Raw genomic sequence first — 18,906 nt, 5'->3', positions numbered from 1 at the left:
GCTCCTTGGGTTTAAGTGTCCAGACGCCAAAGACTAGACCAGGCGAGCCGAACCCGGTTCCCAGCCGACCAATGACCCCACCCCCCACAAGCGCTAGAATCCGACTCTTCCTGCGCCTTGGAGCGAAGATGGACATCAAGCAGCTGAAATTTCTTATTGCGCTGGACGAAACCCGCCACTTCGGCCAGGCCGCCGCTCGCTGCCACATCACCCAGCCGACCCTGTCGATGCGCCTGCGCAGCCTTGAAGAGGAACTCGACCTGCCGCTGGTCAACCGCGGCCAACGCTTTGAAGGCTTTACCGCGCCGGGAGAACGGGTGCTGGCCTGGGCGCGCACGGTACTGGCAGCCTATGACGGGCTGCAGGCCGAAGCGGCGGCCTGCCGTGGCAACCTGGTGGGTACGCTGCGCCTGGGCGTGGTGCCGTTGTCGGACTTCGACCCGCTGGCAATGATGCAACGCTTGCACGCCGAGCACCCCAACCTGCGTTTCGAATTGTCGTCCCTGAGCTCCGAACGCATCCTTGAACAGCTGGCGAACAACCGTATCGACCTGGGTATTTCCTACCTGGAACGCCTGGACAACGAACGCTTCGAGGCCCTGCCCTTCAGCCACACCCGCATGGGCCTGCTCTATGACCAGCGCTTTTTCTTTTTCGGCGAACAACCGCTTAGCTGGGAAGCGCTGATCGACCTCCCCCTGGGCATGCTCACCAGCGGCATGCATTTTCGCCAATCCATCGACCATAACTTCCACAGCCGGGGCCTCACGCCACAACCGCTGTTGCAAACCGACGCGGTGCATCAATTGTTACAAGCTGTGCACGGCGGGTTGTGTTGTGCGGTGATGCCCTTGGACAGCGGCCTGAACGTCCTGACCGAAGACTTGCGCATCCAGCCCATCGAAAGCGCGCAGACGTTGGTCCCGCTGGGTCTGATCATGCGCCGCGCCGCCCCACGCTCGGCCTTGGCCGAAGCGTGTTTTGCCCTCTATCAGAAATCAGTAACGACTTCTTGATCGACGTCATCTATTGAGAGATCAGTAATAGCGATTAGACGTGGCAGATTGCCGCATTTAGTCTTAACACTATTCCTACTCTCAGTGATGCCTATGAACGACAAGCCTCCGGTCAGTCCAGCGCCTGCGATGGAAACATCCGCGCCGGTCGCCAGCCAGAGCTATCGCTACTGCAATCTGGACCGCTCCCATTCGGACAGCACCGCGCTGGCCGAGGAAGTGGCGCTGGCGATTGCTTATAACGGCATCAGCCAGGCGGTCATGCTGGTCACTCCCACCGACCTTGAAGACTTCATTGTCGGCTTCAGTCTCGGCAGCGGCATCATCGAAGACTCATCGGACATCTATGACCTGCAACTGAGTGGCACGGGTGCCGCGCACCACGCCCAGGTGACCATCGCCAACCGCGCCTTCTGGAACCTCAAGCAGCAACGCCGGCAGTTGGCGGGCACCAGTGGCTGCGGGCTGTGCGGCGTGGAAGCGGTGGAGCAGGCATTGCCAAACCTCAAGGTGCTGCCCGGCGCGCCGCTGCCGCCGGCGCAATGGCTCGAAGGCCTGCGTGACCGTATCGGCCAGTTCCAGCCCCTGGGCCAGTACTGCGGCGCGGTCCACGCCGCGTTGTTCATGAATGCCCAGGGCGAATTGCTGCTGGGCCGCGAAGACATTGGCCGGCACAACGCCCTCGACAAGCTGATTGGGGCATTGGTCCGGCAGCGGATCCCGGTGTCCGGTGGCGTGGCGATCGTCACCAGCCGTTGCAGCCTCGAATTGATCCAGAAAGTACTGCGTGCCGGCATCCAGACCCTGGTCAGCCTGTCGTCGCCCACGGGCCTCGCGGTGCAGTGGGCCCGCCAACACAACCTCAACCTCATCCACCTGCCGCAAAAAAGTGCGCCGCGGGTCTACAGCCCTGCGATGGAGAAACAAGCGTGAGCAATCATCAACAAGCCGACCAGAAACCCGTACCGCGCTACAAGCCCTATAAGGGTCCTGCCGGTGGTTGGGGTGCGCTGATCAGTGTCGCTCAGGCCTGGTTGACCAGCGACAATGCGCTGAAAAACATCCGCATGATGCTCAAGACCAACCAGAATGGCGGTTTTGACTGCCCAGGCTGTGCCTGGGGCGACTCACCGGAAAGCGGCATGGTCAAGTTCTGCGAGAACGGCGCCAAGGCGGTGAACTGGGAAGCCACCAAGCGCCGCGTCGATGGTGCGTTTTTCGCCAAGCACAGCGTGACCTCGCTGCTGGAGCAGAGCGACTACTGGCTCGAGTACCAGGGTCGCCTGACCGAGCCAATGCGTTACGACGCCGAAACCGACCGCTACAAGCCCATCAGTTGGGAAGCGGCGTTCGCCCTGGTCGGCAAGCACCTGCAAGGGCTCTCCAGCCCTAACCAGGCCGAGTTCTACACTTCGGGCCGGGCCAGCAACGAAGCGGCCTACCTGTATCAATTGTTCGTACGGGCCTATGGCACCAACAACTTCCCCGACTGCTCGAACATGTGCCATGAGGCCAGCGGCGTAGCGCTGGCCCAGAGTGTCGGCGTGGGCAAGGGCACGGTAACCTTCGACGACTTCGAGCACGCCGACGCGATTTTCGTCTGGGGCCAGAACCCCGGCACCAATCACCCCCGGATGCTCGAACCGCTGCGCGAGGCGGTCAAGCGCGGTGCCCAGGTGGTGTGCATCAACCCGCTCAAGGAGCGGGGCCTGGAGCGCTTCCAGCACCCGCAGCACCCGCTCGAGATGCTCACCAACGGCGATAAACCCACCAACACCGCGTACTTCCGCCCCGCACTGGGCGGCGACATGGCGATATTGCGCGGCATGGCGAAGTTCCTGCTGCAATGGGAACGTGAGGCGCAGAACACCGGCGCTGCGGCGGTGTTCGACCACGCATTCCTTAACGAACACAGCACCAACGTGCTGGATTACCTGGCCGTTGTCGACGACACCTCCTGGGAGCAAATCGTTGAGCAATCGGGGCTGCCCCTGATCGAAATCGAGCAAGCGGCGCGCATGTACGCCAAAAGCGAGAACGTGATCATGTGCTGGGCGATGGGCATCACCCAGCATCGCCATTCGGTGGCGACCATCCAGGAAATCGCCAACGTGATGATGCTGCGCGGCAACATCGGCCGGCCAGGCGCAGGCCTGTGTCCGGTACGCGGCCACAGCAACGTTCAGGGCGACCGGACCATGGGCATCAACGAGCGCCCGCCAGCGGTGTTCCTCGATGCGCTGGAGCGACGCTTCCAGTTCAAGGTGCCACGCGAGAACGGTCATAACGTGGTCGAGGCAATCCATGCCATGGCCGACGGCCAGGCGAAGGTGTTCATCGCCCTGGGCGGCAACTTCGCCCAAGCCACGCCAGACAGCCATCGAACGTTCCAGGCCTTGGCCAATTGCGACCTGACAGTGCAGATCAGCACCAAGCTCAATCGCAGTCATCTGGCCCACGGCAAGGAAGCGCTGATCCTGCCGTGCCTGGGCCGCACCGACATCGACCTGCAAGCTGAAGGCGCGCAAGCGGTGACCGTGGAAGACTCCTTCAGCATGGTGCATGCCTCCAATGGCCAGTTGCAGCCGCTGTCGAGCCAGATGCGCTCCGAACCGTGGATCATCGCCGGCATCGCCGCCGCCACGCTGGGCAGCCGCCCGGTGGACTGGAACTGGCTGGTGGCAGACTACAGTCGAATCCGCGACCTGATCGCCGACACTGTGCCCGGCTTCAAGGACTTCAACGAAAAACTGAAGAACCCCGGTGGATTCTATCTGGGCAACAGCGCCGGTTCGCGGCGCTGGAACACCCCGTCGGGCCGCGCCAACTTCAAGCCCAACCTGTTGCCGACCGACCTTGTGCATGAACGCACCCGCGCCACCGGCCAGTTGCCCGACCTGATCATGCAGTCCATGCGCTCCCACGATCAGTACAACACCACCATCTATGGCCTGGATGACCGCTATCGCGGCGTAAAGGGCCAGCGTGACGTATTGTTCGCCAACGAAGCGGACATCATTCGCCTGGGCTTCAAGCCGGGACAGAAAGCCGACATCGTCTCGCTCTGGGATGATGGCCGCGAGCGTCGGGTCAAGGGCTTTACCCTGCTGGCGTTCGACATTCCTGCCGGGCAGGCTGCGGCCTATTACCCGGAAGTGAACCCGCTGGTGCCACTGGAAAGCACCGGCGACGGCAGCCACACCCCAACGTCGAAATTCGTCGCGATTCGCCTGGAAGCGGCGAGCGAGAATGGGTTGATCCTGGCCAAGTCGGCCTGACACGACCCTGCTTGGATCATGCGGACCTGTGGCGAGGGGATTTATCCCCGCATCACGCCCAACGGGGATAAATCCCCTCACCACAAAGTACTTTCCAGCGCCCACAAAAAAAGGCCGTTTTCCATAGAAAACGGCCTGTCCGAAGTAGCTACAGACCGACCAATTCGCCTTAAGTTCCCACCTAAAAACAATAACTTAGAGAATTGTGCACAAGTCGTGCTACTCGTCGGATTTCTATTGTAAGCAAGCGAAGCGAGCCTCAGGATCGCGCCGTCATCCCTTTGAGGCTCCTCTATGAAGTTCTCCTCCATTCTCTTGTTGTCCCTTAGCCTGGCCAGTGGCGTCGCTTCTGCCGGTGGTACTGCCGAAGCAGGTGTGGGCGGCGCATTGGGCGGGGTTTTGGGTTCGGTCGTCGGCCAGTCCCTGGGCGGCAACACCGGTTCCACTATCGGCGCGGCGCTGGGCGGCGCGGGCGGCAGTGCGGTCGGTGCAGACAAACATAGCCGCGGCGAAGCGGCCATCGGCGGCGCGCTGGGCGCAGCCGGCGGCAACGTGGTTGGCCGTAGTGTCGGCGGCACCACCGGCAGCCTGATCGGTGCGGCAGCGGGCGGCGGCGCCGGTGGCGCGCTGGGTAACTACATGGGCAAGGATGACGACGATGATCGTTATGAAGGTCGCCGTGGTGATCGTCGCTACTATCGCGACGGCCATCCGGGTCGCGGCCATGCCTATGGGCATCGCAAGCACAAGCATAAGCATCGCTATCACGATGACTGACCGCTGGCTTTAAACCCAGTTGGTAAAAGATCGCAGCCTTCGGCAACTCTTCCAAGAGCCTGACCGGAAGCTGCGATTTTTTGTTTCAGACCACCAACCGTTCCAAAGCCCCACGTAGCCGATCCGGAATCGCCACCGGTCGATTCGACGCCCGATCCACGAATACGTGAACAAAACGCCCCGCCGCACAGGCCTCCTCCTCGCCCAGCTTGAACACCGCGAGTTCGTACTGCACCGAACTGCTGCCCAGTTTCCCGACCCGCAGGCCGATTTCAATCCGGTCTGGAAAGGCGATCGAAGCAAAGTAGTCACAGGCCGAACTCACCACGAACCCCACTACCTCTCCGTCATGGATATCCAGGCCGCCGACTTCGATCAGGTAAGTATTCACTGCGCTATCGAAGAAGCTGTAGTAGGTGACGTTATTGACGTGACCGTACACATCGTTGTCGTGCCAGCGCGTGGTGATGGGTTGCAAGTGGGGGTATTCGTTGCGTTGCGGCATCAGGTGTCCTTTACGATTGTTCAATGATCTTGACGTGACATGGCCTCAGGCCTGCGCGAAACCCTTGCCCTGCGCTGCCAGCTCGCCGATCAGGCGCGCGGGCTTCCATTGGTCACCCTGCCTCGTTTCGAGCTCCAGCAGGCGTGCGTGGATATCCTCCAGCCCCTGCCCGTCGGCCCAGGCCATCGGTCCGCCCTTGTCCACAGGGAAGCCGTAGCCATTGAGGTAGACCAGGTCGATATCGTGGGCTGACTCGGCAATGCCTTCCTGGAGGATCTTCGCCCCTTCGTTGACCAACGCCAGCAAGCAACGCTCAAGGATTTCCTCCGGGCCGATCACGCGACGCTGGAAACCCAGCGCGTCACTGACCCGTAGCACCAGCGCATCAACCTCGACATCATGCTCGGCCTGTCGACTGCCCGGCTCGTAGTGATAGTACCCATTGCCGCTTTTCTGGCCGAACCGTCCCAGCTCGCACAACCGGTTGTCCACCTGCACCTCGGGTGCGTCCTGGCCCTTGCCCGCCAGTTCACGGGCACGCCATTCCAGATCGATGCCAACGACGTCGTACATACGGAACGGCCCCATGGCGAAGCCAAAGCCTTGCAACGCAGCATCCACCTGATGGGGAAACGCCCCCTCCAGCAGCATCTTGCGCGCCTCCAGCACATAAGGATGAAGCATTCGGTTGCCGATGAACCCATGGCAATTGCCCGAGACAACGCTGACCTTGCCCATGCGCTTGCCGAGCACCAGCGCCGCATCCAGTACCGCGGTGGAGGTTTTTTTGCCGCGAACGATTTCCAGCAGCCTCATGATGTGCGCCGGGCTGAAGAAATGCAGGCCCAGGACCTGGGTTGGCCGGCGAGTGACAGCGGCGATGGCATCGATGTCCAGCGCCGACGTGTTGCTCGCCAGGATAGCCTCGGGCTTGAGCAAGCCGTCCAGCTCGCGAAAGATGGTCTGCTTGAGTTCCAGGTTTTCGTAGACGGCTTCGATCACCAGGTCCACATTGCGGATCGCCGCGTAATCATCCGCCCGTGTCACCCGGGCGATCCGCGCGTCGGCCTCGCCCTGGTCGATACGGCCCTGGCGCACGCCATGGGCATAGGTCTCGGCCACGGCGACCAGTGCCTGCTCGAGCATCTGCGGATTGTTGTCGACCCACTGCACTGCCACGCCAGCGTTGGCCAGGCACATCACGATGCCCCGGCCCATGGTGCCTGCACCGACCACCGCCGCACGTTGAATATCGAAAGGTGTCTGGCTCATGTTTGCTCTCTTATTGGCGATCCGAAGACAGCCTTCACCTTAGTCAGCCGCCGAATATTTTTGAAATTTATTCGTGTGATGAAGGGCATTCAGCGGATGGATGCAGCTCACAGGTGCGCTTGAGTCCATTGGCGAACCTGCGCGTACGGATACTCTTGCAGTGCGGCATATCCGCGGATCGTCCGCGCCTTCAAGCGAGTGAACAACGGCACACTGATCCCACACAGGAAGCGGGTGAGGCGTTCGGCAGACGGCACACTGCCGCTGTGCTGCTCATGCTTGTGGATAAAGTCACCACACAGCGCCTCGAAGTTTTTATCCACAAGCGCCGGCAACGCAGGCGGCTCTGGCAGGCGCGCGACATGACCATGGCACACAGAACAGTGACCGCACTGGCGTGGCGCATTGTCGTCGCCGAAATACTGCGCCAGGCGATAACCCAAGCAATGGTCGGTGGCGAACAATTCGAGCATGGCGTGGATCCGCGCGATTTCACTGTGCTCGTGCCGGGTGAAATAGGCATGTAGCTCGGCGCTCAAGACCTGCGCATCCAGGTCCGCTTCCAGCACGCTGTACACCTCGGTCATCTGTTTGCTTTCCAGCTCGATCCAGCCCTTTTCCTGGAAATAATCCAGCGCCTTGACCACGCGATTACGCTCAGCGTGATACTGCTGGTACATCCCGTCGAAATTCACCGTGGCCCAGGTCCGGGCGCGACTGGAAGTCTGGATAATGGCCGAGACGAAGTCCCTTCGCTCGCCTTCGAAGCGCTCCAGCAGTTCATGCGGCTCAACCAGGAACTTGAAGCGGTACTCCGCGAAATAGGCATAGCGCGGCGCGATCAGCCGGCGTAGCTCCAGCTGGACCAACAACGTCTTGAGCGGCAGTTGCCGGATGTTGCTCTGGTCCGCCAGTGGTCCCAGCAAAAATTCCCATTGCCCATCGGGGGCGGCGGCCTTCAGTTCGTCGAGCACGCAACGAATGCCGGCGAGCTCCGGCGTATCGCCATACACAAAATTCTCCAGCACGTTGAGACTGTCGCGATTGGCCAGCACCAGGCAATCGGAAGGCTGCCCATCCCGCCCGGCACGGCCGATCTCCTGGCTGTAGTTTTCGATGGACTTGGGCAGGTCGAAATGCACGACGTTGCGGATATCGCTCTTGTCGATGCCCATGCCAAACGCGATGGTCGCGACGATACAATTGGATCGCCCGCCCATGAAGCGCTGCTGGATGGCTTCGCGTTGTTCATGGGGCAAACCGGCGTGATAGGCCTCGGCCTCGATACCGTGCCGGCCCAGATGCTCGGCAATCTGTTCGGCGGTTCGCTGCAAGGTGACGTAGACAATGCTCGGTTGCCCGGCACGCTCGCCCAGCCATTGCACCAGCCGCGCGCGCTTGTCGGCACCCCGCACGGGCTCGACCAACAGATTGAGGTTTGGCCGGTAGAAACCGGTCGTCACCACATCAGTGGCGGCAATGGCGAATTTCGCCTGCATGTCGGCGATGACCTTGGGTGTAGCGGTGGCCGTCAGTAGCAATACCTGGGGAATGTTGAACTGATGCTGGTAATCGGGAAGCTTGAGGTAGTCAGGTCGAAAGTTATGCCCCCATTCCGAAATACAGTGAGCCTCGTCCACCACCAGCAACGAGATCGGCACCTGCTGCAGGAAATTGCGAAAACGCTCGTTCTTCAGGCGTTCCACGGAAATCATCAGGATCTTCAACCCACCCGAACGGGCCCGCGCCATGGCGTCGCTGGTTTCGTCACGGCCCTGGGCCGAATCGATACTCGCCGCCGCGATACCGTGGCGCTTGAGGAACGCCAGTTGGTCCTGCATCAGCGCCAGCAACGGCGAGACCACCACGGTCAGGTGCGGCAATAACAGGGCCGGCAATTGATAGCACAGGGACTTGCCCGAGCCCGTAGGGAAAATGGCCGCCGCCGACCGACCGGCAAGCACGGCACCGATGGCCGCCTCCTGGCCGGGACGAAACTGTGGATAACCGAAAACCTGTTCCAGGGTGCTGTGCATGCGCGGTCGCTCCTTTGACTGCTGCGATGCCCAAAGCCTAGCGGGCCAACGCAGCGAGTCGAGAAAAGGTCGGGGTCAAAAACGATACTGGATGATACAGCCTCGGCGTTCTTTGGCTTTGCCACAAAGCGATACAACCCCGGGCTCTCTGCTATCTCGTTCCCATTCAGTTTGCGGGTTAAGGTACGCGTCCAATTCAGGCGTTACATCGAGGCCAGGAGGCCTGGTGTGCAAAACTTGTTCAAGGAATGAACGATGCCCTACCCATTTCTCGCGCTATGCGCCCTGGCGATAACGTCAGCCTTCCTTCTGTCCGGTTGCCTGGCAACTCCAGGGCAACCTGGCGTGGAACCGGCCGTGTTTGAAACTCCGGAATATCACGCACAGAGAGGCTTGGCGGTGGTCAAGGCTTCGGCCTTGTATGCACGCGGCGGCACGGGCCAGGACGTAACCGTGGCGCTGATCGACTCGGGGCTCGACGCCAGCCTGGAGGAATTCGAAGGCAGGCTGAGTGATCCCGGGTTCGATTACGTCGAAAACCGTCCAGGTACGATTGACCGTGTCGGCCATGGTACGCAAATGGCCGGCATACTCGCCGCCAACAAGGACCACCAGGGCATGCATGGCATCGCGTTCAATGCCCGACTGATCCCCTTTCGCTTTGGCGATGACAACGAGCCGTTCTTCTTCGACAGCGAAATTGCCCAATCCTGGCAAAGCGGCTTCGACAAGGGTGCCCGGCTGTTCAACAACTCATGGGCCAACGCGATTCCCGCCACCGAAATAAACGAAGCGCGCTACAACCAGGTAATGCCCGACGCCCTGGCCGTTGCTCGAAAGCTGGTCGCGGACGGCGCCGTGTTTGTCTTTCCCACCGGTAACGAGCTCAAACGCGAGCCCCTGGCCGAGCCAGGACTGCCGGTCGCCTTGCCGGAACTGGAAAAAGGCTGGATCGCAGTGGTGGCGTTAAGAAGCGACGGCAGCGCCATTAACGCAAAATCCAACTATTGCGGCGTCGCGGCAGCCTGGTGCATCGCGGTACCCGGTGGCGATGCGGGCGCACAGGCAGGTCTGCTGACGGTAGGCAAAGATGGGCGCTACATGCAAACCGCCGGCACCTCCCCTGCCGCCGCCCTGGTCAGTGGCGCACTGGCCGCCCTGCAAAGCCTTTATCCACAACTCGGCCCACAACAAGTGCGCGAACACCTGCTGGCGACAACCAATCGCACGGGTATCTACGCCAATAGCGAAGCCTATGGCAGAGGGCTGATGGACCTTGAGGCGGCTTCGCGGCGCGTTCCTGGGCCAATGGTTGACTGAGTCTTTGCAACGTGGTCGGAAGAAGTTGCAGAAGCAACGGGAGAGCATTCATCGTTGCGTTGAGAGAGGAGAGTCTGGTGGTCACCAGATATCCCGATAATCAAAAGATACTTGGTAGTCATACATCGACAAATCCAAAGCATGTTCGAAATGTGGCTGTAGTATCCCAGCCCACTCATCATTTACGTTAAAACCACCCACATTAATATTGTCCTCTACAGGAACCCCAAGAGCATCAAGCACCCAAGGGTCGTCGCCGAAATCTTTCGAGTACTCACGCCCCTCTCCGAGCTCAGTTTTTTTGTCATACCAACTCAACTTCAGTTTTAATCCCATACGCTCCTCACAAATATTTTTTTATATTACGATTTCGTTTAGGGGGATCAATTTGCTCGCCCGTTAAATGATCATAAGAACCTAGATGGCTCCCATCGCTTGCACGGTATGCCTCTAGCTCGCCGTGCATGAAATCCCACTCGTAAATAGTTCTCCCTTTTTTATCGATCCAGCGCTCTCGAAAGCCACCGCCGCCCTGGCGCGGCGTCTTTTGTTTGGCGATCTTTAAGTCAGAAAAGCCAGTAATTTCCTCTGTCTTCGGTGCCCTATGATAATCATGCCCCGCCTCGGGCAGGCCTTTGCGCCGAATGTTGAAAACAACATACAACGGCGAAACCCCAGAATCCGCCGGAAACACAAGAATGAAATCCTTGTACTCCGGTGGATAGATCGGGTTGACGATGATGCTGTCCGCCGCAGGCGTTGGCGGAAAAATCCAGATGTGCGGCGCCTGTGGCGCGGCCTCCAGCGCCGGGATGCCCAACGTCGCGGATGCATCGACCGCCGGCGTCCAGATCAACTCGACCCCATCGCCAAAGTCCGCCACTTGATGCTCGCCGCGAACCTGGAACGTCACCACCGGAATCATTTCCCAGTCACGTCGCGCCTGGGTGTTGTAGCCGTACCCCTTGAGCGTGCCATCGGTCTGGGTTTCGATATGCAACCGCACCCGCGTACGTGCCTGCTCCAGGGAACGCAGTTGCTCTTCGGTGTACAACGAACCGTCACCCAGGTTCGTGGGCATCAGCAACCCCACCAGGCCGATCAGCACACCCGCCGCCACAGGAGCGGTGACCGCGCCAGCAGCCCCGGCCGCCATACCAAGGGAAACCGGCGGCGTCCGACCCAAGGCAAACGTGCCAAAGCTTGCCGCTAACGACCCGCTGATGCTCTTAAGCTGAATGCGCCCTGACTCATCGGCTTGACGTCCACCCAACAAGGTAAACTGGCCGTAGTCCCTCAGGGCTTCAGTCGGGATGTAACCGGTCGGGTTGTGGTAGTCGATAACGGAATCAGGCAGCTTGCAGGACTTTGCAAATACGCAGCCCTTCATGTCGGAGGGTTGCTCTTCGCGCACCTGGGCCAGACGCTTGCTCATGTACGCCGCTTGCCTGGCGAGCATGTCCTCATAGGCCTGCTGATCGGCGCCTCTTTTCGCCAGTTCGCTGGGCGTCATGTCCCGCAGGATCCTGTAGCCCCGATCGCCACCGTAATGCTCCCAGACCTGCGGAACACTGCCCTTTCCTTTCGTCATGCTTCGTCCTTGCTCGGTAGCCATTACCCCATTGAAAGGGCGTGGCGAACCTTACCGGGCGACCAAAGGATTACTCAGCAGACGGTTCCGAGACTGCTGTGAGATCTTTCTTCTTTTCCAATGCGCAGCGATTTCCCCCTAAACTTTCCCTCTGTACAGACGCGCGCCAACCCCTCCGGAAACTTCGCCATGCACCTCGCCCCAGACTTCCCCGACGATCACACCATGCGCCAGCTCATGGAGTTGCTTCACGAAGAAATCGGCCTGCCTGAACGCAAGACGATTCGCCTGGAAACTGCGATCAATCTCGACTTGGGTTGCGATGGCGCGGACGCCCGTCATTTGATGGAGGCGCTGGAGGAGCGGTTCGCCCTCGAGCTGATCGATTACGACGCGTACCGCTATTTTCAGCCTGAAGGGTTTGATGTGTTTCAAAAGCGCAGGGCCAAGGGCCGTGGCAACAAGATACCGTTAACCATCGGCATGCTTTACAAGGCGATCAAGGCACAACGATGGGATACGCGGGAAGTGGAAGCAGCCTAGCTAACCGGGCGGTCTCAAGTGGCACTGCTTGGCCCGATTTCAGCAGGAATAATGGCAGCTTCCATACCATGTACGAGTAAATAGCCGGCCATAAAAAAACCGCCCATGAAGGGCGGTTTTTCATTCACCAACCAAACCTTACAACTGCGGACCTGCCGCCTTGATCGCGTCGCTCACGTCGAACTTCTTGAAGTTCTCGATGAACAGGCCGGCCAATGCCTTGGCCGCTTCGTCGTAGGCAGCTTTGTCGGCCCAGGTGTTGCGCGGGTTCAACAGGCCAGTCTCGACGCCCGGTACAGCCAGTGGCACGTCCAGGTTGATGATGTCCAGGTGTTCGGTTTCAACACCGATCAGCGCGCCGCTCTGGATCGCCGCGATCACCGCACGGGTGGTCGGGATGTTGAAGCGCTTGCCAACGCCATAGCCGCCACCGGTCCAGCCAGTGTTGACCAGGTAGACCTTGGAGCCGAAGCCACGGATACGCTTGATCAGCAGTTCCGCGTACTCACCGGCAGGGCGCGGGAAGAACGGGGCGCCGAAGCAGGTGGAGAACGTCGACTTGATGCCGCTGCCCGAGCCCATTTCGGTCGAGCCCACCAGCGCGGTGTAGCCGGACAGGAAGTGGTAGGCGGCTTGTTCTTCGCTGAGGATCGAGACTGGCGGCAGTACGCCGGTCAGGTCGCAGGTCAGGAAGATCACGGCATTTGGCTCGCCACCGAGGTTTTTCGGTGCACGTTTTTCGATCAGCTCACGTGGGTAAGCAGCGCGGCTGTTCTGGGTCAGGCTGTCGTCGGCGTAGTCGGCTTTCTTGGTGACCGGGTCCAGGACGACGTTTTCCAGTACGGCGCCGTGCTGGATGGCCTTCCAGATCACCGGCTCGTTTTTCTCGGACAGGTCGATGCACTTGGCATAGCAGCCGCCTTCGATGTTGAAAACCACGCCCACGCCCCAACCGTGTTCATCGTCACCGATCAGGTAACGGCTTTCATCGGCGGACAGAGTGGTCTTGCCAGTGCCCGACAGGCCGAAGAACAGGGTCACATCACCCTCTTCGCCCATGTTGGCGGCGCAGTGCATCGGCAGCACGTCAACAGCCGGCAGCAGGAAGTTCTGCACGGAGAACAGGGCTTTTTTCATTTCACCGGCGTAGCGCATGCCGGCGATCAGCACTTTCTTGGCCGCGAAGTTGATGATCACGGTGCCGTCGGAATTGGTGCCGTCGCGCTCAGGCTCGCAAACGAAGTTCGGTGCGTTGAGGATCTGCCACTCGTCCTTGCCACCGGCGTTGTACTGCTCGGGGTTGATGAACAGGCAACGGCCGAACAGGTTGTGCCAGGCGGTTTCGGTGGTCATCTTGACCGGCAGGTAGTGCGCAGGATCGGAACCTACATGCACGTGGGAGACGAAACGCTCGCGCTCGCCCAGGTAGGCTTCGACGCGGTTCCACAGGGCATCGAACTTGTCGGCCGGGAACTTGCGGTTGATCGGGCCCCAGGCGATGGCGTCCTGGGTGGTTGGCTCTTCTACGATGAAACGGTCGACTGGCGAGCGACCGGTACGATGACCGGTACGAACAACCAAAGCGCCAGTATCGGCAAGCTCGCCTTCACCGCGATTCAGGGCTTCTTTGACCAGATCATCGACACTCAGATCGGTGTACACGGCGTTATTGGCTTGCGTCATGAGATTCCCCGTCGGCCCGTGGCCGAGTGCTCCAAACGTTTTGTAGTAGGAAGTCGCGCACTACTACCCGAAAAAAGTGGGCCGGATTATGCCAGAAAAGCCCAAAAAAAGTAGGGCCCTCCGGTCAGTACGGCGTAAATCCGGCGTTTGCCAGGAGATTTACCTGCGCTGAACCGTTTTAGTGACGAGTATCTGACGGTGTGTCGACACCCGCACCGGCGAACAATTGAGCGATGTCCGCCGCGTCGAACAGGTAGCGCTCGTTGCAAAACTGGCAATCGATCTCGATGGCGCCGCCATGCTCGATCACCAGTTGCTGCGCATCTTCCAGACCCAGACTGACCAGCGCATTGCCGGAACGTTCACGGGAGCAGCTGCATTCGAAGCGCAACGGCTGGCCGTCGAACAGGCGTACCTGCTCCTCGTGATAGAGGCGATGCAGCACGGTTTCGTTGTCCAGGCCCAGCAGTTCATCGGCGCTCAGGGTGCTGGCCAGAGCGGTAATGTGCTGCCAACTGGCGTCACGTTCTTCCGGGTCGCGCAGGCGATCGGCGGGCAGTTGTTGCAGCAGCAAACCGCGAGCGCGCCGCCCGTCGGCGTAGAGCCAGAAGCGGGTATTGGTCTGCTGGGACATGACGAAGTAGTTGGTGAAACATTCAGCCAGGGTTGTGCCGTCGAGATCGACGATGCCCTGGTAACGCTTGCCATGGGTCGGGTCGACCGTCAGGGCCAGTACGCCATTGGGCATCATGTCGGCCAGGGTCGCGTCGGGCGCGATCTGCTCGGCGTGGTAACGGGCCAGGCCACGGATCTCACGTTCGCTGGAACATTCGATCATCAGCAGCGGGACCGGCCCTTCGGAACGTGCCTGGAGAATCAGCAAGCCATCGAACTTCAAGGTGCCCACCAGCAGCGCCGCAGCCGCCATCAGCTCGCCGAGCAGTTGCGCGACCGGCTCCGGATAGGGGTGCTTGGCGAGGACTTCGGCGTAGCTACGCTCCAACGCCACCAGCTCGCCACGGGCGTCGCTGTCATCGAAGATGAAACGTTGGGTGTAGTCGGTATCCGGTAAATCAGTCATAGGGTCTGGTATCTGCGGTGATGACAAATGATAGCGGGCATTTTATGGGCATTCGGGGTGGGTTCCAAGCAAGGCTTGGGCTGGCCTGACGGGAAGGCGCTGCCAACTCATCTGAATATGTGGGCCTGACACACTGTGGCGAGGGAGCTTGCTCCCGCTGGGCTGCGCAGCGGCCCCAAAATCTTACGGTCGCTGCGCAACCGAGCGGGAGCAAGCTCCCTCGCCACGGGTACTCTGACCTCAAATGGCCAGTGCTTTATTCGCTATTGCTGCCATGAAACTTGAACAGGTCCCGGCGCTGCTTCTTGCTCGGTTTGCCATCGGTGCTGACGCCCAGGGCGCCGGCCTTGCGTTGCGCGGCGGCGGCTTCGCGCTTGGCGATGCTGGCTTCGGTTTCGCGATACAGGGCCTGTGCCTCAGGTGCGCCGCGACGCACGATCGACAGGGCCTCGACCACCACGGTCTTTTCATCGAACCCGGTGCGGATGACAAATTCGTCGCCGATACGTGGTTCCTTGCCCGGCTTGCAACGCTCTCCCCGGTGATGAACCTTGCCGCTTTCGATGGCGGTCTTGGCCAGGGCCCGCGTCTTGTAGAAGCGCGCCGCCCACAACCATTTATCGAGACGGACCTTGTCGTCCTCTGCGTTTTTTTGTGCCACTGCCATTCCTCTTTCTGCCAATAGCCCGAACTGTACTACCGTTTTTGTCGGGCGCACGAATCCGACGCGACAGATAGAATGCCCGCCAAAACCGACGCCATACGCATCCCTCGGGTCGGAATCGGTTACAAGCACAAACAAGTGCGTAGATAACTGTCGCCATTTTGTGATTATTCTGCGTGAATACCGCGATTCGCGGAGTCCACGATCCGATGTACTGATCGCAGGTTTTTTTATTGAAGACTTTTGACCATTTGACCGTTGTCGGTCTGCGCGAGTGGGTGGCGCTCCCGGATCTGGGAGTCGTGGGCCTGCGGGCAAAAATCGACACCGGTGCCAGCACTTCCAGCCTGCATGCCACCGACATCGAGCCGTTCGAGCGCGATGGCGAAAAGTGGGTTCGCTTCACTGCGCACCTCGGCACCGTGGTGCAGTTGCGCCATCGTCGCTGCGAAGCTCCGCTGGTGGCCCGCAAGACCATAAAGAGTTCCAACGGCCACGCTCAGGTCCGCTACGTGATCAGCACCACGTTGGCGCTGGGTGACCGGATCTGGCGAGTCGAATTCACCCTTGCCTGCCGAAAATCCATGCGATATCGCCTGTTACTGGGTTCCAAAGCCTTGATCGACGGCCAACTGGTGGTCAATCCGGGTACCAAATACGTTCAAGACAAGCCGGCATTCCCGGTGTCCACTACCTCTGCCACAGGTGTTGCATGAAGATCGCTGTGCTGTCGCGTAATCCGCGTCTGTATTCCACTCGTCGACTGGTTGAAGCCGGAACCGAACGAGGCCATGAAATGGTGGTGATCGATACCCTGCGCGCCTACATGAACATTGCCAGCCACAAGCCGCAGATCCATTACCGTGGCAAGCCGCTGGAAGGGTTCGATGCGGTGATCCCGCGCATCGGCGCATCGGTAACGTTCTATGGCTGCGCGGTGTTGCGCCAGTTCGAAATGATGGGCGTGTTTCCCCTCAACGAGTCGGTGGCCATCGCCCGCTCCCGGGACAAGCTGCGCTCGCTGCAGTTGCTGTCACGGCGCGGGATCGGCCTGCCGGTCACCGGTTTTGCCCACTCTCCCGACGACATCCCCGACCTGATTGCGATGGTCAACGGCGCACCGCTGGTGATCAAGGTGCTGGAAGGCACCCAGGGCATTGGCGTGGTCCTGTGTGAAACCGCAACGGCGGCGGAGTCGGTGATCGAAGCGTTCATGGGCCTGAAGCAAAACATCATGGTCCAGGAGTACATCAAGGAAGCCGGTGGCGCGGACATCCGCTGTTTCGTGGTCGGCGACAAAGTCATTGCCTCGATGAAACGCCAGGCCAAGCCCGGTGAGTTCCGCTCCAACCTGCATCGCGGTGGCAGTGCCAGCTTGATCAAGATCACCCCGGAAGAGCGCATGACCGCCCTGCGCGCGGCAAAAGTCATGGGCCTGGCGGTGGCAGGCGTGGATATCCTGCGTTCCAACCACGGACCGCTGGTGATGGAGGTCAACTCCTCGCCGGGCCTGGAAGGCATCGAGACCACCACGAGCAAGAACGTGGCGGGGATCATCATCGAGCACCTGGAAAAGAATGGCGGGCCGAACATGACCCGGACCAAGGGTAAAGGCTAAGTCAGAACAACAACTGTGGGAGCGAGCCTGCTCGCGATAGCGGTGGGTCCGTCAGCATCGATGTGACTGATATACCGCCATCGCGAGCAGGCTCGCTCCCACAGGCTCTTCCACGGGTCTCAGCCAGACTGGGATGGCTACACCGCATCCCGCGGCAGCATCAACCCCAACGGCAAGCGCACCCGCGCTTCCAGCCCGCCGCCAACGCGGTTGCGCAGTTCGACATTGCCGCCGTGCATCGAGGCGATGCGCTTGACGATGGCCAGGCCCAACCCCGTGCCCTTGCCGCCCCGGGCGCGGTCGCCGCGAGTGAAGGGGTTGAAGATGGCTTCCAGCTCCGAGGGATCGATACCAGCACCACGGTCCATGACACTCAACACCACGTAAGGCGCGCTGGTGTCACCGGAGACATAGGCTGCCACTTCAACGCCGGTGCCAGCATGGTTCAGGGCGTTGCCGATCAGGTTGTTCAGCAAACGCTTCATCGACACACGGCGCAACGGGAACGGCTGGATCGGTTCCAGGCGCAGGTGCACTTTCTCATCGTTCTGGTTATAGGGCGCGGCCACTTCCCGCACCAACTCACTGAGATCCACCTCTTCCACCGACTCGTCACGACCGTCGCGAATGAAGGCCAGGAACTGGTCGAGAATCGCGTCCATGTCCTCGATGTCGCGAACCATCTCGTCGGTCAGGTCGGTGTGCTCGCCCATCAACTCCAGCGACAACCGTAGCCGGGTCAGCGGAGTGCGCAGGTCATGGGATACGCCAGCGAGCATCAGTTCACGTTCCCGCCCGGCTTGCTCGACGTCCTCGGCCATCTGGTTGAAGGCGCGATAGACCTCGGTCATCTCGCTGGGTGTATCGCTGATGGGCAGCCGTACGCTGCGGCCCTGGCCCAGTTGGCGGGCCGCGTAGACCAGGCGTTTCAACGGTTGGTTGAGCTGGCTGACGAAGATCCAGGCCGATGCCGTCGACAACAGGCCGATGGCCAGGAACCAGCCAAGCACATTCCAGATTTTCTGGCCGCGCAGCGGATGCGGGTACAGCGGCACTTTCAGCCAGCCATCCCCCAGGCTCGGAGCCCGCACCCAAAGCGCCGGCGGCGAGTGCATGCGCAATCGCACCTCGGTATCGGCGCCCAGTTCGGCCTGCATCTGGCGTTGATAGATTTCGCTGTAGGGCCAGTGCTGCTCACCCTCCGGCACACCGGCGCCGACGACGCGGATCAGTGTCGCCGCCTCGGCTATTTTCGCTCGGTTGGTTTCATCCGCCGCCCAATAAGCCCGCAGGGTCAGGGCCACGCCGTGGCTGTACTGCCGGTCCACGAGCACGTCTTCGTTCATCAGCAGGTACACCAGCGTCAGTGCCTTGGAGAAGAGCACGACGATCAGCACCAGCCAGAGGGTGCGGGAGAAGAAGCTCTGGGGGAACCAAACGGGGGTTTTCATGAATAACCGCTACACACTTGCAGGAGCGAGCGATGCTCGCACATGACAGACCGCGAGTCGCCTGGAAGAAG

The 18,906-nt window shown here is 60.5% G+C and carries 17 protein-coding genes; 8 read left to right on the top strand and 9 right to left on the bottom strand.

The window, feature by feature from the left end; all coding sequences use genetic code 11:
* The first annotated feature begins 128 nt into the window (after positions 1 to 128).
* The 4 genes from PSH86_RS01695 to PSH86_RS01680 all read left to right on the top strand — a co-directional run bounded on the left by PSH86_RS01695 (position 129) and on the right by PSH86_RS01680 (position 5,071).
* Positions 129 to 1,016 carry a LysR family transcriptional regulator gene (locus tag PSH86_RS01695; protein WP_305487357.1) on the top strand — a complete coding sequence of 296 codons (888 nt, stop codon included), beginning with the start codon at positions 129 to 131 and terminating at the stop codon, positions 1,014 to 1,016.
* A gap of 93 nt (positions 1,017 to 1,109) precedes the next feature.
* Positions 1,110 to 1,949 (top strand): formate dehydrogenase accessory sulfurtransferase FdhD, encoded by an 840-nt coding sequence (fdhD, locus tag PSH86_RS01690; protein ID WP_305487355.1) that lies wholly within the window; start codon positions 1,110 to 1,112, stop codon positions 1,947 to 1,949.
* Entirely contained in the window at positions 1,946 to 4,294 is a 2,349-nt protein-coding gene (locus PSH86_RS01685) for an FdhF/YdeP family oxidoreductase (protein WP_116833947.1), read from the top strand. The genes fdhD and PSH86_RS01685 overlap by 4 nt, the downstream gene beginning before the upstream one ends.
* 294 nt (positions 4,295 to 4,588) lie before the next feature.
* Positions 4,589 to 5,071: a glycine zipper domain-containing protein gene (locus tag PSH86_RS01680; RefSeq protein ID WP_176688795.1), complete on the top strand. Its 483-nt coding sequence runs from the start codon at positions 4,589 to 4,591 to the stop codon at positions 5,069 to 5,071.
* 85 nt (positions 5,072 to 5,156) lie between these two features.
* Here the strand turns inward: PSH86_RS01680 and PSH86_RS01675 are convergent, their stop codons facing one another.
* From PSH86_RS01675 to PSH86_RS01665, 3 genes are all read right to left on the bottom strand, one after another.
* Entirely contained in the window at positions 5,157 to 5,576 is a 420-nt protein-coding gene (locus PSH86_RS01675; protein ID WP_109751931.1) for a thioesterase family protein, read from the bottom strand.
* A 45-nt stretch (positions 5,577 to 5,621) separates the two neighbouring features.
* The gene (locus PSH86_RS01670; RefSeq protein WP_163855746.1) at positions 5,622 to 6,848 is read right to left on the bottom strand and encodes a 3-hydroxyacyl-CoA dehydrogenase; all 1,227 of its coding nucleotides are present in this window, start codon (positions 6,846 to 6,848) and stop codon (positions 5,622 to 5,624) included.
* Between the two features lie 107 nt (positions 6,849 to 6,955).
* Entirely contained in the window at positions 6,956 to 8,884 is a 1,929-nt protein-coding gene (locus tag PSH86_RS01665) for an ATP-dependent DNA helicase RecQ (RefSeq protein WP_109751929.1), read from the bottom strand.
* Between the two features lie 255 nt (positions 8,885 to 9,139).
* Here PSH86_RS01665 and PSH86_RS01660 point away from each other — a divergent pair, with 255 nt between their 5' ends.
* A complete protein-coding gene (locus PSH86_RS01660) occupies positions 9,140 to 10,204 on the top strand; it encodes a S8 family peptidase (protein ID WP_163855750.1) in 1,065 nt (354 codons plus the stop codon).
* Positions 10,205 to 10,285: 81 nt separating this feature from the next.
* On the opposite strand, the gene PSH86_RS01655 is transcribed toward PSH86_RS01660, so the two are convergent.
* Complete coding sequence (locus PSH86_RS01655) at positions 10,286 to 10,540, bottom strand: colicin E3-like toxin immunity protein (protein ID WP_305487345.1); 255 nt, start codon at positions 10,538 to 10,540, stop codon at positions 10,286 to 10,288.
* A gap of 7 nt (positions 10,541 to 10,547) precedes the next feature.
* Positions 10,548 to 11,795 (bottom strand): colicin E3/pyocin S6 family cytotoxin, encoded by a 1,248-nt coding sequence (locus PSH86_RS01650; RefSeq protein WP_305487342.1) that lies wholly within the window; start codon positions 11,793 to 11,795, stop codon positions 10,548 to 10,550.
* Between the two features lie 189 nt (positions 11,796 to 11,984).
* On the opposite strand from PSH86_RS01650, the gene PSH86_RS01645 reads away from it, so the two are divergent.
* The gene (locus PSH86_RS01645; protein WP_109751924.1) at positions 11,985 to 12,338 is read left to right on the top strand and encodes a DUF1493 family protein; all 354 of its coding nucleotides are present in this window, start codon (positions 11,985 to 11,987) and stop codon (positions 12,336 to 12,338) included.
* A gap of 138 nt (positions 12,339 to 12,476) precedes the next feature.
* Here the strand turns inward: PSH86_RS01645 and PSH86_RS01640 are convergent, their stop codons facing one another.
* From PSH86_RS01640 to PSH86_RS01630, 3 genes are all read right to left on the bottom strand, one after another.
* On the bottom strand, positions 12,477 to 14,021 hold the full coding sequence (locus PSH86_RS01640) for a phosphoenolpyruvate carboxykinase (protein ID WP_109751923.1): 1,545 nt from the start codon (positions 14,019 to 14,021) through the stop codon (positions 12,477 to 12,479).
* 178 nt (positions 14,022 to 14,199) lie between these two features.
* Positions 14,200 to 15,102 carry an Hsp33 family molecular chaperone HslO gene (gene hslO, locus PSH86_RS01635; RefSeq protein ID WP_305487337.1) on the bottom strand — a complete coding sequence of 301 codons (903 nt, stop codon included), beginning with the start codon at positions 15,100 to 15,102 and terminating at the stop codon, positions 14,200 to 14,202.
* Positions 15,103 to 15,358: 256 nt separating this feature from the next.
* Entirely contained in the window at positions 15,359 to 15,763 is a 405-nt protein-coding gene (locus tag PSH86_RS01630) for an RNA-binding S4 domain-containing protein (protein WP_109752348.1), read from the bottom strand.
* Between the two features lie 296 nt (positions 15,764 to 16,059).
* Here PSH86_RS01630 and PSH86_RS01625 point away from each other — a divergent pair, with 296 nt between their 5' ends.
* Entirely contained in the window at positions 16,060 to 16,482 is a 423-nt protein-coding gene (locus PSH86_RS01625) for an ATP-dependent zinc protease (RefSeq protein WP_232201460.1), read from the top strand.
* Entirely contained in the window at positions 16,479 to 17,384 is a 906-nt protein-coding gene (rimK, locus tag PSH86_RS01620; RefSeq protein ID WP_003196697.1) for a 30S ribosomal protein S6--L-glutamate ligase, read from the top strand. Before PSH86_RS01625 ends, rimK begins: the two co-directional genes overlap by 4 nt.
* Before the next feature lie 137 nt (positions 17,385 to 17,521).
* On the opposite strand, the gene PSH86_RS01615 is transcribed toward rimK, so the two are convergent.
* Positions 17,522 to 18,835 (bottom strand): ATP-binding protein, encoded by a 1,314-nt coding sequence (locus PSH86_RS01615; RefSeq protein WP_003196694.1) that lies wholly within the window; start codon positions 18,833 to 18,835, stop codon positions 17,522 to 17,524.
* Positions 18,836 to 18,906: the final 71 nt, after the last annotated feature.

The sequence above is a fragment of the Pseudomonas sp. FP2300 genome (assembly GCF_030687595.1).
Taxonomy (GTDB): Bacteria; Pseudomonadota; Gammaproteobacteria; order Pseudomonadales; family Pseudomonadaceae; genus Aquipseudomonas; species Aquipseudomonas bijieensis.
Note: the sequence above shows the minus strand (reverse complement) of the source record. Positions and strands in the feature narration are given on the sequence as shown.

What these genes read in the sequence shown, in the direction of transcription:
- PSH86_RS01695 (WP_305487357.1), top strand. Translation starts at nt 129, where the DNA reads ATGGACATCAAGCAGCTGAAATTTCTTATTGCGCTGGACGAAACCCGC.
- fdhD (WP_305487355.1), top strand. Translation starts at nt 1,110, where the DNA reads ATGAACGACAAGCCTCCGGTCAGTCCAGCGCCTGCGATGGAAACATCC.
- PSH86_RS01680 (WP_176688795.1), top strand. Translation starts at nt 4,589, where the DNA reads ATGAAGTTCTCCTCCATTCTCTTGTTGTCCCTTAGCCTGGCCAGTGGC.
- PSH86_RS01675 (WP_109751931.1), bottom strand. Translation starts at nt 5,576, where the DNA reads ATGCCGCAACGCAACGAATACCCCCACTTGCAACCCATCACCACGCGC.
- PSH86_RS01670 (WP_163855746.1), bottom strand. Translation starts at nt 6,848, where the DNA reads ATGAGCCAGACACCTTTCGATATTCAACGTGCGGCGGTGGTCGGTGCA.
- PSH86_RS01665 (WP_109751929.1), bottom strand. Translation starts at nt 8,884, where the DNA reads ATGCACAGCACCCTGGAACAGGTTTTCGGTTATCCACAGTTTCGTCCC.
- PSH86_RS01660 (WP_163855750.1), top strand. Translation starts at nt 9,140, where the DNA reads ATGCCCTACCCATTTCTCGCGCTATGCGCCCTGGCGATAACGTCAGCC.
- PSH86_RS01655 (WP_305487345.1), bottom strand. Translation starts at nt 10,540, where the DNA reads ATGGGATTAAAACTGAAGTTGAGTTGGTATGACAAAAAAACTGAGCTC.
- PSH86_RS01650 (WP_305487342.1), bottom strand. Translation starts at nt 11,795, where the DNA reads ATGACGAAAGGAAAGGGCAGTGTTCCGCAGGTCTGGGAGCATTACGGT.
- PSH86_RS01645 (WP_109751924.1), top strand. Translation starts at nt 11,985, where the DNA reads ATGCACCTCGCCCCAGACTTCCCCGACGATCACACCATGCGCCAGCTC.
- PSH86_RS01640 (WP_109751923.1), bottom strand. Translation starts at nt 14,021, where the DNA reads ATGACGCAAGCCAATAACGCCGTGTACACCGATCTGAGTGTCGATGAT.
- hslO (WP_305487337.1), bottom strand. Translation starts at nt 15,102, where the DNA reads ATGACTGATTTACCGGATACCGACTACACCCAACGTTTCATCTTCGAT.
- rimK (WP_003196697.1), top strand. Translation starts at nt 16,479, where the DNA reads ATGAAGATCGCTGTGCTGTCGCGTAATCCGCGTCTGTATTCCACTCGT.
- PSH86_RS01615 (WP_003196694.1), bottom strand. Translation starts at nt 18,835, where the DNA reads ATGAAAACCCCCGTTTGGTTCCCCCAGAGCTTCTTCTCCCGCACCCTC.